Annotated in this window: 13 protein-coding genes; 7 read left to right on the top strand and 6 right to left on the bottom strand. The window is 73.4% G+C overall.

Annotated features, from left to right (window positions below; genetic code table 11):
* Positions 1 to 88: 88 nt before the first annotated feature.
* Positions 89 to 1438 carry an FAD-binding protein gene (locus ACFRIC_RS32470; protein ID WP_382793232.1) on the top strand — a complete coding sequence of 450 codons (1350 nt, stop codon included), beginning with the start codon at positions 89 to 91 and terminating at the stop codon, positions 1436 to 1438.
* Positions 1439 to 1472: 34 nt separating this feature from the next.
* The gene (locus ACFRIC_RS32465; RefSeq protein ID WP_382793229.1) at positions 1473 to 2228 is read left to right on the top strand and encodes a decaprenylphospho-beta-D-erythro-pentofuranosid-2-ulose 2-reductase; all 756 of its coding nucleotides are present in this window, start codon (positions 1473 to 1475) and stop codon (positions 2226 to 2228) included.
* Between the two features lie 28 nt (positions 2229 to 2256).
* Here the strand turns inward: ACFRIC_RS32465 and ACFRIC_RS32460 are convergent, their stop codons facing one another.
* Both ACFRIC_RS32460 and trpS read right to left on the bottom strand, forming a co-directional pair.
* Positions 2257 to 2838, bottom strand: coding sequence for a 2'-5' RNA ligase family protein (locus ACFRIC_RS32460; protein ID WP_382793227.1), 582 nt, complete (start codon positions 2836 to 2838; stop codon positions 2257 to 2259).
* A 229-nt stretch (positions 2839 to 3067) separates the two neighbouring features.
* Positions 3068 to 4081 (bottom strand): tryptophan--tRNA ligase, encoded by a 1014-nt coding sequence (gene trpS, locus ACFRIC_RS32455; protein ID WP_382793225.1) that lies wholly within the window; start codon positions 4079 to 4081, stop codon positions 3068 to 3070.
* A gap of 389 nt (positions 4082 to 4470) precedes the next feature.
* Between trpS and ACFRIC_RS32450 the strand changes: the two genes are divergently transcribed.
* A complete protein-coding gene (locus tag ACFRIC_RS32450; protein WP_382793222.1) occupies positions 4471 to 5217 on the top strand; it encodes a hypothetical protein in 747 nt (248 codons plus the stop codon).
* Between the two features lie 57 nt (positions 5218 to 5274).
* Here the strand turns inward: ACFRIC_RS32450 and ACFRIC_RS32445 are convergent, their stop codons facing one another.
* The gene (locus tag ACFRIC_RS32445; RefSeq protein ID WP_382793219.1) at positions 5275 to 6720 is read right to left on the bottom strand and encodes a glycine hydroxymethyltransferase; all 1446 of its coding nucleotides are present in this window, start codon (positions 6718 to 6720) and stop codon (positions 5275 to 5277) included.
* Positions 6721 to 7040: 320 nt separating this feature from the next.
* Here ACFRIC_RS32445 and rocD point away from each other — a divergent pair, with 320 nt between their 5' ends.
* Positions 7041 to 8255, top strand: coding sequence for an ornithine--oxo-acid transaminase (gene rocD / locus ACFRIC_RS32440; protein ID WP_382793512.1), 1215 nt, complete (start codon positions 7041 to 7043; stop codon positions 8253 to 8255).
* 54 nt (positions 8256 to 8309) lie between these two features.
* Here the strand turns inward: rocD and ACFRIC_RS32435 are convergent, their stop codons facing one another.
* Together ACFRIC_RS32435 and ACFRIC_RS32430 are read right to left on the bottom strand one after the other, a co-directional pair.
* Positions 8310 to 9494 carry a glutathionylspermidine synthase family protein gene (locus tag ACFRIC_RS32435; protein WP_382793216.1) on the bottom strand — a complete coding sequence of 395 codons (1185 nt, stop codon included), beginning with the start codon at positions 9492 to 9494 and terminating at the stop codon, positions 8310 to 8312.
* Positions 9495 to 9566: 72 nt separating this feature from the next.
* On the bottom strand, positions 9567 to 9908 hold the full coding sequence (locus ACFRIC_RS32430; RefSeq protein ID WP_382793214.1) for a hypothetical protein: 342 nt from the start codon (positions 9906 to 9908) through the stop codon (positions 9567 to 9569).
* 133 nt (positions 9909 to 10041) lie between these two features.
* On the opposite strand from ACFRIC_RS32430, the gene ACFRIC_RS32425 reads away from it, so the two are divergent.
* Positions 10042 to 10908 (top strand): hypothetical protein, encoded by an 867-nt coding sequence (locus tag ACFRIC_RS32425; RefSeq protein ID WP_382793510.1) that lies wholly within the window; start codon positions 10042 to 10044, stop codon positions 10906 to 10908.
* 73 nt (positions 10909 to 10981) lie between these two features.
* On the opposite strand, the gene ACFRIC_RS32420 is transcribed toward ACFRIC_RS32425, so the two are convergent.
* On the bottom strand, positions 10982 to 12373 hold the full coding sequence (locus tag ACFRIC_RS32420; protein WP_382793211.1) for a PLP-dependent aminotransferase family protein: 1392 nt from the start codon (positions 12371 to 12373) through the stop codon (positions 10982 to 10984).
* 47 nt (positions 12374 to 12420) lie between these two features.
* Between ACFRIC_RS32420 and ACFRIC_RS32415 the strand changes: the two genes are divergently transcribed.
* Both ACFRIC_RS32415 and ACFRIC_RS32410 read left to right on the top strand, forming a co-directional pair.
* On the top strand, positions 12421 to 12987 hold the full coding sequence (locus ACFRIC_RS32415) for a carboxymuconolactone decarboxylase family protein (protein ID WP_382793208.1): 567 nt from the start codon (positions 12421 to 12423) through the stop codon (positions 12985 to 12987).
* Positions 12984 to 13748 carry an isocitrate lyase/phosphoenolpyruvate mutase family protein gene (locus ACFRIC_RS32410; protein WP_382793205.1) on the top strand — a complete coding sequence of 255 codons (765 nt, stop codon included), beginning with the start codon at positions 12984 to 12986 and terminating at the stop codon, positions 13746 to 13748. Before ACFRIC_RS32415 ends, ACFRIC_RS32410 begins: the two co-directional genes overlap by 4 nt.
* Positions 13749 to 13991: the final 243 nt, after the last annotated feature.

Raw genomic sequence — 13991 nt, 5'->3', positions numbered from 1 at the left:
TCCCATTAATCACCCATTTCGGTGAGGAGCCGGAAGCTCCGGGTAGATTGCCCCGTTGTGCACCCCCGGCGGCGCTACGGTCACGGTCATGCCCGCCGACTCCGTCTCCGTCTCGGGTTGGGGCCGCACCGCCCCGACCACCGCCCGTCTGGTCCGTCCGCGCACCTACGGGGAGGCGGCGGCCGCCGTCCGTGCGTGCGGGGCGCGGGGAGGGATCGCCCGGGGGCTCGGACGGGCCTACGGCGACGCCGCGCAGAACGCGGGCGGGGCGGTGCTCGACATGACGGGCCTGGACCGGATCCACGCGATCGACGCGGGCGGCGGCACGGTCCTGTGCGACGCCGGGGTGTCCCTGCACCGGCTCATGGAGGTCCTGCTCCCCCTCGGCTGGTTCGTGCCGGTGACACCGGGGACCCGTTATGTGACCGTGGGCGGCGCGATCGGCGCGGACATCCACGGCAAGAACCACCACGTGTCCGGCTCCTTCGCCCGTCACGTCCTGTCCTTCGAACTGCTGACGGCGGACGGCGAGATCAGGACGGTCGGGCCCGGCACCCCCCTGTTCGACGCGACGGCGGGCGGCATGGGGCTGACCGGGGTGATCCTGACGGCCACCGTGCGCCTCCAGCCGGTGGAGAGCGGCCTGATGTCCGTCGACACCGAACGCGCGGCGGACCTGGACGACCTGATGGCCCGCCTCACCGCCACCGACCACCGGTACCGCTACTCGGTGGCCTGGATCGACCTCCTCGCGCGCGGGGCCGGGACCGGGCGCTCGGTGCTGACCCGCGGCGACCACGCGCCGCTGGACGCGCTGCCCCCGCGGGCCCGCAGACACCCGCTGGCGTTCCGCCCGTCGCGCCTGCCGGCCGCCCCCGCGTTCGTGCCGGAAGGGCTCCTCGGGCGGACGACGGTGGGCCTGTTCAACGAACTCTGGTACCGCAAGGCGCCCCGCGCGCGGACCGGCGAACTCCAGCCGATCCCGGCCTTCTTCCACCCCCTCGACGGGGTGCCGCACTGGAACCGCGTCTACGGGCGCGGCGGCTTCGTGCAGTACCAGTTCGTCGTCGGACACGGCCGGGAGGAGACCCTGCGCCGGATCGTGCGGCGCATCTCCCGGCGCCGCTGCCCGTCCTTCCTCGCCGTCCTGAAGCGCTTCGGCGAGGGCGACCCGGGCTGGCTGTCCTTCCCCGTGCCCGGCTGGACCCTGGCCCTGGACATCCCCGCGGGCCTGCCGGGCCTCGGCGCCTTCCTCGACGAGCTGGACGAGGAGGTGGCGGAGGCCGGGGGGCGCGTGTACCTCGCCAAGGACGCGCGGCTGCGGCCCGAGCTGCTCGCGGCCATGTATCCGCGGCTCGACGCGTTCCGCTCGCTGCGCCGGGAGCTGGACCCACGCGGGGTCTTCACCTCGGACCTGTCCCGCCGCCTCGGCCTGTAGCGCCCGATCTCCCCGTCTCTAGGAGCTAGCTGTCATGAAGGACGCCTTCGGATTCCCCCAGTCCCTGCTGGTGCTCGGCGGCACGTCCGAGATCGCGCTGGCCACCGCGCGCCGGATGATCACCCGGCGCACCCGCACGGTGTGGCTCGCCGGACGGCCGACGCCCGCGCTGGAGGAGGCGGCCGGGCGGCTGCGCGGACTCGGCGCGGACGTCCGCACCCTCGCCTTCGACGCCCTCGATCCCGAGTCCCACGAGGCGGTGCTCGGCAAGGTGTTCGCCGAGGGCGACATCGACATGGTGCTGATGGCGTTCGGGGTGCTCGGCGACCAGGCCCTGGACGAGAAGGAGCCGGTCGCGGCCGTCCGCGTCGCGCAGACGAACTACACGGGCGCGGTGTCCTCGGGTCTGGTGTGCGCGCGGGCGCTGCAGACGCAGGGGCACGGTTCGCTGGTGGTGCTGTCCTCCGTCGCGGGCGAACGCGCCCGCCGCTCGAACTTCATCTACGGCTCCAGCAAGGCGGGTCTCGACGCCTTCGCGCAGGGCCTGGGGGACGCCCTGCACGGCACCGGCGCGCACGTCATGGTGGTCCGCCCCGGATTCGTCCGTACGCGGATGACGGCCCATCTGCCCGAGGTCCCGCTGTCGACCACTCCGGAGGCGGTGGCCGCGGCGATCGAGCTGGGGCTGCGGCGCCGCTCCGAGACGGTGTGGGTGCCGGGGGCGCTCCGGATGGTCATGTCGGCACTGCGGCACACCCCGCGGGCGGTGTTCAGGCGGCTGCCGGTCTAGGACGTGTCCGACCCGCCCGTGGAGCGGGTCAGAGCGCGGGGAGCGTGGTGTCCCGCTCGGGCGAGGTGGCCTGCGGGGGCACCACGGAGCTGCCGAAGGCGAACTCGCGGAGCTTGCGCCACACGCCGTCGGCGCCCTGCTCGTAGAGCGCGAACCCGGTGCAGGGCCACGCGGCCTCGTAGTCGGAGAGCGCCTCGAAGGCGTGGTCCATGGCGGCCTCGTCGATGCCGTGCGCCACGGTGACATGCGGGTGGTACGGGAACTGCAGCTCGCGGGCGACGGGGCCCGAGGCGTCCCTGACCCGGCCCTGGAGCCAGGTGCAGGCCTCGGCGCCCTCGGCGACGCGGACGAACACGACCGGTGACAGGGGGCGGAAGGTGCCCGTGCCGGACAGCCGCATCGGGAACGGGCGGCCGGCGGCCGCGACCTCGACGAGGTGTGTCTCGATCGCGGGCAGCGCGGACTCCTCGACCTCGGTCGGCGGCAGCAGGGTGACGTGCGTGGGAATGCAGCAAGCCGCGGGGTCGCCGAAGCCCGCGCGCCGCTCCTGGAGCAGGCTGCCGTGAGGCTCCGGGACCGCGATCGACACGCCGATCGTTACGGTCCCCACGTCGTCTCCTGTCGTTGTCGATGGTCAGGGCTGTTCGGTGGTACTGCGCGCGGGAGGGGGCGATCGCTCCGCCCCGCCCCGCTCTCGACTGTACGGCGGTATGACCCGCAATCGGCCGTCGCAGGAGTGTCGCGCTCGTCTCGTACTGACTGCCGAAGGTGGTGTGGTAGAGGCCGGGCCTCCGCCGCGGGGCCGGGGCACGGCCCCCTCACGGCGGCAGCCCGGGCCGTCAGTGCTTGGCGGGCAGGAACCCGACCCGCTCGTACGCCTGGGACAGCGTCTCCGCGGCGACGGCGCGCGCCTTCTCGGCACCCTTGGCCAGGATCGAGTCGAGCGTCTCGGGGTCGTCCAGATACTGCTGGGTGCGCTCCCGGAACGGCGTCACGAAGTCGACCATGACCTCGGCGAGGTCCGTCTTCAGCGCGCCGTACATCTTGCCCTCGTACTCCTGCTCCAGCGCGGCGATCGACGTGCCGGTGAGGGTGGAGTAGATGGTGAGGAGGTTGCTGACGCCCGGCTTGTCCACCGCGTCGTAGCGGATGACGGTGTCCGTGTCCGTGACGGCGCTCTTGACCTTCTTGGCGGTCACCTTCGGGTCGTCGAGCAGATTGATGAGCCCCTTCGGCGTCGACGCCGACTTGCTCATCTTGATCGACGGGTCCTGGAGATCGAAGATCTTCGCCGTCTCCTTGAGGATGTACGGCTTCGGGATCCGGAACGTGTCGCCGAAGCGGCCGTTGAAGCGCTCCGCGAGGTCGCGGGTCAGCTCGATGTGCTGGCGCTGGTCCTCGCCGACCGGGACCTCATGGGCCTGGTACAGCAGGATGTCCGCCACCTGGAGGACCGGGTACGTGAACAGGCCGACGCTCGCGCGGTCGGCGCCCTGCTTGGCGGACTTGTCCTTGAACTGGGTCATCCGGGAGGCCTCGCCGAAGCCGGTGAGGCAGTTCATGACCCAGGCGAGCTGCGCGTGCTCGGGGACGTGGCTCTGGACGAAGAGCGTGCAGCGCTCGGGGTCGAGACCGGCGGCCAGGAGCTGCGCCGCGGCGAGCCGGGTGTTGGCGCGCAGGTCCGCGGGGTCCTGCGGAATCGTGATCGCGTGCAGGTCGACGACCATGTAGAACGCGTCGTGGGACTCCTGGAGCGCCACCCACTGGCGGACGGCGCCCAGGTAGTTGCCGAGGTGGAACGAGCCTGCCGTGGGCTGGATTCCGGAGAGCACGCGAGGACTGTCAGAGGCCATGTTCACCATTCTCTCAGGTACCGGGGCCCGCTCCGGAACTGGCCGGAAAGAGTCGGGGGCACGGGTCGTCCGGTGGCGCGGTTCCGGGATGCGCGCGCTCCGGCCCTCCGGTCCATCGGCACAGACGGTGACCGTTTCGCTCACCTGAGCGGGATTCGAACACGCGCTGTCATGCAAGTGCAACGGTGAGGTGACGTTCCGCCTGGAGGGGGTGCTTTCGGCGTCACGGGCGCTTAACAATGCCGGTCCGCCCATGTAGCCGGTTTCGGCAGGGCGGAGCGCCGCTCGGACGTCGCCGTCGTGGGGAACCCCCGGCGGGTCCGTGGGCGCACCCGGAAATCGGCACAACGGTGTGCGGGCCGGCTCAGCGCCGGCCGGTTGGGGGTTCCATGCGCGGGCTGCGTGAAGTGGTCACGGTGGTGGGGGCGTTGGGGGCGACCGCCGCGGTGGTCGTGTCGGCGGCACCGGCCGCCCTGGCCGGCCCCCCGGCGAACACGCCGATGGTCGCGTCGGCGGTCCGGGAGAGCGCGGACTACGCCACGCAGGGCACCGTGGGCGACAGCCCGGACATCGTCCTGACCGTCGCCGGTGACACGGGACGGACGACCACCCTGCACAGCGGCGATCCGGATTTCGGACGGCTGTGGCGGCTGCTGTCCCCCCGGTACGAGGGGCCGAAGAAGACGCCCGCCGAGTGGGCGGACGGCCGCCTTCCCGTTCCTGAGGTCACGGTGATCTGGGGCGTCACGGGTGCCGGAGGTGACGTCGCCATCGAGCGCCAGGACCAGGTGTTCCTCACCGCGGACGGCGAGCCGTGGGTGCGGTCGGATCTGGCTCCCGACCTGGTGGGCGGCGACTTCCGCTGGCACCGGGCGCCGCTGTCGGTGCTCGGCCAGCTCACGCAGGAGGGAAGACTGTTCGGCTCCGGGTCCGGGGCCGTCGCGTCCAGCGCACGGGTGGAGCCGGACCCGGCCGCCTGGGCGCTGCCCGGACTCGTGGCGGGCCTGGCCATCGGCGCCGGCGCCACGTGGTTCGTCCGCCGCGCGAAGGTCCGGCAGGTGAACGCCGGGAGCGCCGCGGACACCGCGAACGCCGAGCCGCTGCCGGAACCGCGCCAGGAGCTGGTCAAGGTCTGAGCCGTGTCGCCCGCGTACCGGGGCCGGAAGGATCCGGCCCCGGTACGGCGCGGTGCGTCAGCCGAGGTCGATCTCCGGGTAGAGCGGGAAGCCGGTGAGCAGGTCGCTCGCCCGGTGGGCGATCTCGTCGGAGATCTTCGCGTCCAGCACGTGCTGGGCCTTGGAGGGCGCGCCCTTGGCGGTGGTGCCCGCCTCGGCGGCGGTCAGGACCCGGTCGATCAGACCGGCGATCTCGTCCATCTCGGTGGCGCCGAGCCCACGGGTGGTCAGGGCGGGGGTGCCGATGCGGATGCCGGAGGTGTACCAGGCGCCGTTCGGGTCGGCGGGGATGGCGTTGCGGTTGGTGACGATGCCCGAGTCGAGCAGCGCGGACTCCGCCTGGCGGCCCGTCAGGCCGTAGGAGGAGGCGACGTCGATGAGGTTCAGGTGGTTGTCGGTGCCGCCGGTGACCAGGGTGGCGCCGCGGCGCATCAGGCCCTCGGCCAGGGCGCGGGAGTTGTCGACGACGGCCTGGGCGTAGTCGCGGAACTCGGGGCGGCGGGCCTCGGCGAGCGCGACGGCCTTGGCGGCCATGACGTGGGGCAGCGGACCGCCGAGCACCATCGGGCAGCCGCGGTCGACCTGCTCGGCGAGGGTCTCGTCGCACAGGACCATGCCGCCGCGCGGGCCGCGGAGCGACTTGTGCGTGGTGGTGGTGACGATCTGGGCGTGCGGGACCGGGTCGAAGTCGCCGGTGAGGACCTTGCCCGCGACGAGGCCGGCGAAGTGCGCCATGTCGACCATGAGCGTGGCGCCGACCTCGTCGGCGATCTCCCGCATGATCCGGAAGTTCACCAGGCGGGGGTAGGCGGAGTAGCCGGCGACGATGATGAGCGGCTTGAACTCGCGGGCGGAGACGCGCAGGGCCTCGTAGTCGATGAGGCCGGTGGCGGGGTCGGTGCCGTACGAGCGCTGGTCGAACATCTTGCCGCTGATGTTGGGCCTGAAGCCGTGCGTGAGGTGGCCGCCGGCGTCCAGGGACATGCCGAGCATGCGCTGATTGCCGAAGGCCTGGCGCAGTTCGGCCCAGTCGGCCTCGGAGAGGTCGTTGACGTTGCGGACGCCGGCCTTGGCGAGCGCCGGGGCCTCCACGCGGGCGGCGAGGACGGCCCAGAAGGCGACGAGGTTCGCGTCGATGCCGGAGTGCGGCTGGGCGTAGGCGTGCTCGGCGCCGAACAGTTCGCGCGCGTGCTCGGCGGCGAGGGCCTCGACGGTGTCGACGTTGCGGCAGCCGGCGTAGAAGCGGCGGCCGACGGTGCCCTCGGCGTACTTGTCGCTGAACCAGTTGCCCATGGCCAGCAGCGTGGCCGGGGAGGCGTAGTTCTCGGACGCGATCAGCTTCAGCATGTCGCGCTGGTCGGCGACCTCCTGGCCGATGGCGTCGGCGACGCGGGGCTCCACGGCCCGGATCACGTCGAGGGCGCTGCGGAAGGCGGTGGACTCGGTGGAAAGGGGCTCTGGCATGACGGCCTCCGGACGTTGCTTTCAGCGTTCACGGGTCGGCCCAGGCGCACGGCACTCGGTTGCCGCGACTCCTCGCCCGGAGATTCCGGGCCCCTCGGGACGGCCTGCCGCTCCGTCCGGAGGTCCGGGATCGCCCCGGGAAAGCCTCAGCGCGGGTGCCGCTCCCCGATGGTCGGTCCCATCCCAGCGCGCCAGTCACGGCCCCGTCCGTCAGCCTACCGGGCGCGCCGGATCACCGGGGTCCCTCGTCCACCATGCGAGCGACGATAGGAAAGAGGCCACAAGCCCGCCCTCGCGCGAACGGAGATCCCGTGACCACCATGGATGCCAGGGAGACGACGGAGGCGTTCATCGCCTCGGCCGACGCGCACAGCGCGCACAACTACCACCCGCTGCCGGTCGTCGTGGCGACGGCGGACGGGGCCTGGATGACGGACGTCGAGGGGCGCCGCTTCCTCGACATGCTGGCCGGATACTCGGCGCTGAACTTCGGCCACGGCAACCGGCGGCTGATCGAGGCGGCCAAGGCGCAACTGGACCGGGTGACGCTGACGTCGCGGGCCTTCCACCACGACCGGTTCGCGGACTTCTGCCGGGAACTGGCCGCGCTGTGCGGCATGGAGATGGTGCTGCCGATGAACACCGGTGCGGAGGCGGTGGAGACGGCGGTGAAGACGGCCCGGAAGTGGGGGTACCGGGTCAAGGGCGTCCCGGCCGAGATGGCGAAGATCGTGGTCGCGGGCAACAACTTCCACGGGCGTACGACGACGGTCATCAGCTTCTCCACGGACCCGGAGGCGCGCGCGGACTTCGGCCCGTACACACCGGGCTTCGAGATCGTGCCGTACGGGGACCTGACGGCCCTGCGGGCGGCGGTCACGGAGAACACGGTGGCGGTGCTGCTGGAGCCGATCCAGGGCGAGGCGGGGGTGCTGGTGCCGCCGGCCGGTTATCTGCCGGCCGTGCGGGAGCTGACGCGGGAGCGGAACGTGCTGTTCGTCGCGGACGAGATCCAGTCGGGCCTCGGGCGGACCGGCCGTACGTTCGCGTGCGAGCACGAGGGTGTGGTGCCGGACATGTACGTCCTCGGGAAGGCGCTCGGCGGCGGGGTGGTGCCGGTGTCGGCGGTGGTGTCGAGCGCGGAGGTGCTGGGGGTGTTCCGGCCCGGGGAGCACGGGTCGACCTTCGGCGGGAATCCGCTGGCGTGCGCGGTCGCGCTGGAGGTGATCGCGATGCTGCGGTCGGGCGAGTACCAGGAGCGGGCGGCCCGGCTCGGCGAGCGGCTGCACCGTGAACTGGGCCTGCTGAAGGACTCCGGTCAGGTCACGGCGGTGCGCGGGCGCGGTCTGTGGGCGGGCGTCGACATCGCCCCCGCGTACGGCACGGGCCGGGAGATCTCCGAGAAGCTGATGGAGCGGGGTGTCCTCGTCAAGGACACCCACGGGGTCACCGTCCGGATCGCCCCGCCGCTGGTCATCACGGAGGAGGACCTGGACTGGGGCCTGGCCCAGCTCAGGGCCGTGCTCGGCGCGTAGGGCCCGGGCCCGGGAGGACCGATGGGGCCCCGGACCCGGACGCCCGTGCGCGGCCTAGAGGATCACGTGCGGCAGGAAGCGGGCGTACTCGTCGGTGATCAGGCCGGAGGACTCCCGGATGCCGAGGCCCGCCGACTCGTCCTCGACGACCCAGGCGCCGAGGACGACACGGTTGCCGTCGAAGGACGGGAGCGGCGCCAGTTCCTGGTAGCAGCAGGCCTCTTCGCGTACGACGGGAGCGGCGCCGGGCTCGTGGACCGTCACCCCGGCGCCCTCGCGGCCGAGCAGGGGCTTGGCGACGTAGCCGTTCGTGCGGGCGAGCTCGCGGGGGCCGTCGAGGTAGGCGGGGAGCAGGTTCGGGTGGTCCGGGTAGAGCTCCCAGAGGACGGCGAGGAGCGCCTTGTTGGACAGGAGCATCTTCCAGGCGGGCTCGATCCACAGGGTCGTGCCGGTGCCGCCGCCGTTGTCGAGGGTGTCCAGGACGTGGCCGGCGAACGCGTCGGTGGTCAGCCACTCCCAGGGGTAGAGCTTGAAGCAGCTCCGGATGAACGCGAGCCGGTTGTCGACGAAGCGGCCGGACAGGGGGTCCCAGCCGATCTCCTCCATGGAGATCCAGTCCGTGGCGAGTCCCGCCTGCTCGGCGGTCTCCTTCAGGTAGGCGACCGTCATCAGGTCCTCGCCGAGTTCGTCCTCGGCGGAGTGCGCGAAGTAGAGCGGGCCGCCCGGCGGCAGGAGGGCGCCCTGCTTCTTCCAGGCCGCGACGAGGCGTTCGTGGAGGGAGTTCCACTGGTCGGCGCCGGGGAAGCGGTCCTCCATCCAGAACCACTGCGGGCTCGCGGCCTCCACCAGCGAGGTCGGCGTGTCGGCGTTGTACTCCAGGAGCTTCGCCGGGCCCGTTCCGTCGTAGCGCAGGTCGAAGCGGCCGTAGACCGAGGGGAGTTCGCCGCGCCGGTGCCAGGCCTCGGCGACGGCCGCCACGACGCGGGGGTCGTCGATGCCGAGGTCGGCGAACCGTCCGTGCTCGACGATGTGCCCGGCCGCCGTCAGGCACATGGCGTGCAGTTCCTCGACGACCTCCTCCAGCGCCTCCACCTCGGGCAGCGAGAAGACGTAGTGGGCGCTCTCGTCCCAGTAGGGGCGCAGGGAGTCGTCGGGGTGACGGGTGAGCGGGTAGATCAGCCCCTGCCGCTCGACGGTCTGCTGCCAGCCGGGGCGGGGGGTGATGGTGCGGCGTTCCATGGGGTGCGTGCGTTCTCCGGCTCGGCGGGTGGGTCGGGTCCCGGAGGTCTCGCTCCGGCGGGCGGGCGCGGATCAGCCGCCGGAGCCGCCCTTGCCGCCGCCGAAACCGCCGCGGTGGACGCCGCTGCCGCCCGAACCCCCGGAACCGCCGCCGCTGGGCTTGACGAAGGAGCCGCCCTCGACCCGACCGCTCTTCTTGCTGCCGCCGTAGTACCAGCCGGTGTGGTACGAACCCGAGGACGACTTGCAGTACTTGTCCGCGACGACCTCGTAGCCCTTGGCCGCGTTGTAGCTGTCGCGGTCGACGCAGCGCTTGTCGGGGTCCGAGGAGCAGGCGGTGAGGGTCGCCGCCAGAAGTCCCATGCCGCCGAGGACGACCGTGCCCGAGCGCAGTTGACGCCGTACGTCTGCCATGTTCGTTCCCCCGTTTGTTCTCTGTGGTTCGTCTTTTGATCGAAGAGGACAGATTAGAGATCCCACGCCCGGCGAGTCCACGACGGCCCCCGGGTAAAGCGCCGTCCCCTACAGTCGCTTCGTGCTCTTTGGAATGATCTGCGCCCTCGGCGCCTCGGTCTGCTTCGGTACGGCGACGGTTCTGCAGGCCATGGCCGCGCGGGCCGCGGGCGAGGGCGGGACGGGCGGCGGAGCCGGCGGCGCGGCCGTCCTGCTGCTGCGGGCGCTGCGCCAGTGGCGCTACCTGGCGGGACTGGGCCTCGACGGGGTCGGGTTCGTACTCCAGATCCTGGCCCTGCGCTCGCTTCCGATCTACGCGGTCGGCGCGGCCCTCGCGGCGAGCCTGGCCGTCACCGCCGTGGTCGCCTCACGGCTGCTCCATGTGCGGCTGAGCCGGGTCGAGTGGGCCGCGGTGGCGGTGGTGTGCGGCGGACTCGCGATGCTCGGGCTGGCCTCCGGACCGGAGGGGGACCGGACCGGGTCCCTGGCACTGAAGTACGCGATGCTCGGGACGTCCGTGGCCGTCCTGGTACTGGCGCTCGTCGGCGGGCGGCTGCCCGACCGGGGGCGGGCGCTCGCGCTGGGTCTCGGGTCGGGATTCGGGTTCGGGGTGGTCGAGGTGGCGGTGCGGCTGATCGCCGACCTCGATCCGGGGACCCTGCTGGCCAATCCGGCGACGTACGCGCTGCTGATCGGTGGCGGCGCCGCGTTCCTGCTGCTCACCACGGCCCTGGAACGGGGCTCGGTGACCACGGCCACCGCCGGTCTGGTCATCGGCGAGACCATCGGGCCCGCGCTGGTCGGGGTGGTGTGGCTGGGCGACCGCACCCGCGAGGGGCTGACCTGGCTGGCGGTGCTCGGCTTCGCGGTGGCGGTGGCGGGCGCTCTGGCGCTGGCGCGGTTCGGCGAGGCACCGGCCACGGACCCGTCCACGCCGACACCGACGCCAACGCCTGACTGAACCTCGCCGGCGCCGCGGTGAACCGCGCGGGCTCCCGTGCCCGCCGGTGAACCCGCCCGGGCACGCGGCCCCTTCAGGGAAGCGCCCGGCACAGTGCCTCCAGCGCGCCCGACCAGGCGTGGTCCGGCGGGGTGCCGTACCCCACGACCAGCGCGTCCTGGTGCGGGACGAGCGCGTCCGGATGGCGGTGGCGGGAGAGGCCGTGCACGGCCAGGCCCTGGAAGGCGGCGGCCTGGACCACGGACCCCTCGGTGCCGGGCGGGAGCCGGAGCACGGCGTGCAGCCCGGCCGCGATGCCGGTGGCACGCACGTCGGGAGCCCGGGTGGCGAGCGCCGCGACGAGGGCGTCCCGGCGGCGCCGGTAGCGCAGCCGGGCCGAGCGGACGTGCCGGTCGTAGGCCCCGGAGGTGATGAACTCCGCCAGGGTGAGCTGGTCGAGCGCCCCGGTGGACCAGCCGCCCTCCCCCTTCAGGGAGACGACCTCGTCCACGAGCGACGGCGGCAGGACGAGCCAGCCGAGGCGCAGCGCGGGCGCCAGGGACTTGCTGGCGGTGCCCAGATGGACCACGTGCTCGGGGTCGAGTCCCTGGAGCGCGCCGACGGGCTGCCGGTCGTAGCGGAACTCGCCGTCGTAGTCGTCGTCCAGGACCAGCCCTCCGGTGCGGCGCGCCCAGGCGACGACGGCGGCCCGGCGCTCCGGGTGCAGCGGCACGCCCATCGGGAACTGGTGGGCGGGGGTGAGGAGTACGGCTCGCACCCCCGTCATGTCGCCGGTATCGGTGCCGAGTTCGTCGAACGGCAGCGCGGTCGTGCGCAGGCCCGACCGGTGCAGGAGATTCCAGTGCACGTCCAGCCCGTACGACTCCACGGCGACCGAGCGGAGCCCCCGCCGGCGCAGGATCACGCCGAGCAGCGTGAGGCCGTCCGAGAAGCCGGAACAGATCAAGATGCGCTCCGGGTCGGCGCGCACACCCCGGGCGCGGGAGAGATAGCCCGCGAGGGCGGCGCGCAGTTCGGGGCGGCCGCGCGGATCGCCGTAGCCGAAGGCCTCGTGCGGGGCGCGGGCCAGGGCACGGCGGGCCGCCTTGAGCCAGGCGGCGCGCGGGAAGGACGCGAGGTCGGGGCGGCCGGGGACGAGGTCGTAGGCGGGGCGGGCCTGTTCGCGGCGGCGCGGCGGCGCCTGCGGCCCGGGTCGTACGACGCTCCGCTCGGCGACGTGCGTGCCGGAGCCCTGGCGTGCGGTGAGCCAGCCCTCGGCGACGAGGTCGGCGTAGGACTCGGCGACCGTGTTGCGGGCGATGCCGAGGTCGGCGGCGAGGGAGCGGGAGGACGGGAGCCGGGTCCCGGGGGCCAGCCGGCCGCCGCGGACGGCCTCGCGCAGCGCCTCCGTGAGCCCCTTGCGGATGCCGGACCCGGTCGGCTCGACATGGAGGTCGACGCCCAGATTGGCCCATGTTTTCCCCATGGGAATGGACCATACTCCTGGGCTACTCCCCTCGTAGGGTCGATCGCATGACGACGCAGGACACGACCACGCAGCCCCTCACGACCCCCGCCGGCTCCCCCTCCCCGGCGTCCGCCCCGCCCGCCGACGGCACCGCGCGGTACGCGCCCGAGCACACACCCCGGCTGCACTGGGCCGAGCTCGCCCCCGACGTCTACAAGGCGATGGTCCGGCTCGACGCGGCGGCCCGGCGCGGGGTGGACCCCACGCTCCTCGAACTGGTGAAGATCCGCGCCTCGCAGCTCAACCACTGCGCGTTCTGCCTGGACATGCACACCAAGGACGCGCTCGCGGCGGGCGAGAGCGTCGAGCGGATCGTGCAGCTCGCCGCGTGGGAGGAGTCGCGGCACTTCTACACGGAGAAGGAGATCGCGGCGATCGAACTGACCGAGGCCGTCACGGTGATCACCGACGGGTTCGTGCCGGACGAGGTGTACGAGCGCGCGGCCCGGCACTTCGAGGACGCCGACCTGGTCCAGCTCATCGCCTCGATCACGATGATCAACGCCTGGAACCGGTTCGCCGTGACCTGCCGCATGGTGCCCGGCCACTACCGGCCGGGCGGGCACAAGTGACGATCGGGGCGGCCACGGGCGGGGAGCACGCGGCGCCCGGCGGGGCCGAGCGGTTCCGGGCGCTGCACCACGGGCGGATGCCGGGCGATCCGCTGGTGCTGCCCGGGCCCTGGGACGCGGCGAGCGCCAGGGTGTTCGCCGACGAGGGGTTCCCGGCGCTCGCCACGCCCAGCGCCGGGGTGGCCGCTTCGCTGGGGTACGCGGACGGGGAGACACCGGCCGCGGAGATGTTCGCCGCCGTCGCCCGGATCGCCCGCGCGGTCGACGTGCCGGTGTCGGCCGATGTCGAGGGCGGCTACGGGCTGGCGCCACGGGAGCTGGTGGAGCGGCTGCTGGAGGCGGGGGCGGTGGGCTGCAACCTCGAGGACTCCGAGGGCGGGGTCCTCAAGGACGCGGCCCGGCACGCCGACTGGCTGGCCGAGGTGTGCGGCGCGGCGGCCGGCCGGCTCTTCGTCAACGCCCGGGTCGACGTCTTCGCGTACGGCGACGGCGACCCCGGACAGGCCGTCGAGCGCGCCGCGCTCTACGCCGCGGCGGGAGCGGACTGCGTGTATCCGATCGGCGCCCCGACGCCGGTGCTGCCGCTGCTGCGGTCCGGGATCCAGGGGCCGCTGAACGTGTTCGCCCGGCTCGACGGGGTGTCCCCCGCCGAACTGGGTGAACTGGGCGCCACACGCGTCACGTTCGGCCCCGGACTGCAACGCCGGGCGACGGAGACGCTGGCCGCCATCGCGGCGAAGCTGCGCCACGCGGTGGCGTAGGGGGCGGTCCCGGTCAGGCCCCGAACGGCCCGCCGCGCAGCCGATCACGCGGACGGTGTCCCGGGGCCCGGTCCCGGGCCACCTCCGACGACAGGGGACCGGCGACGCCGGGGCCCCGATCGGTCGCGCAGGACCCCGCCCGCGGGGGGGGGGGGGGCGCGCCCCCCCCCCCCGGGGGGGGCACACCCCGCCGGCGGGCGGGCCCACCCCCCCCCCCCCCCCCCCCCGCGCCAACGAGGGGGC

The sequence above is a fragment of the Streptomyces sp. NPDC056738 genome, assembly GCF_042790435.1.
Lineage (GTDB): Bacteria > Actinomycetota > Actinomycetes > Streptomycetales > Streptomycetaceae > Streptomyces.
Note: the sequence above shows the minus strand (reverse complement) of the source record. Positions and strands in the feature narration are given on the sequence as shown.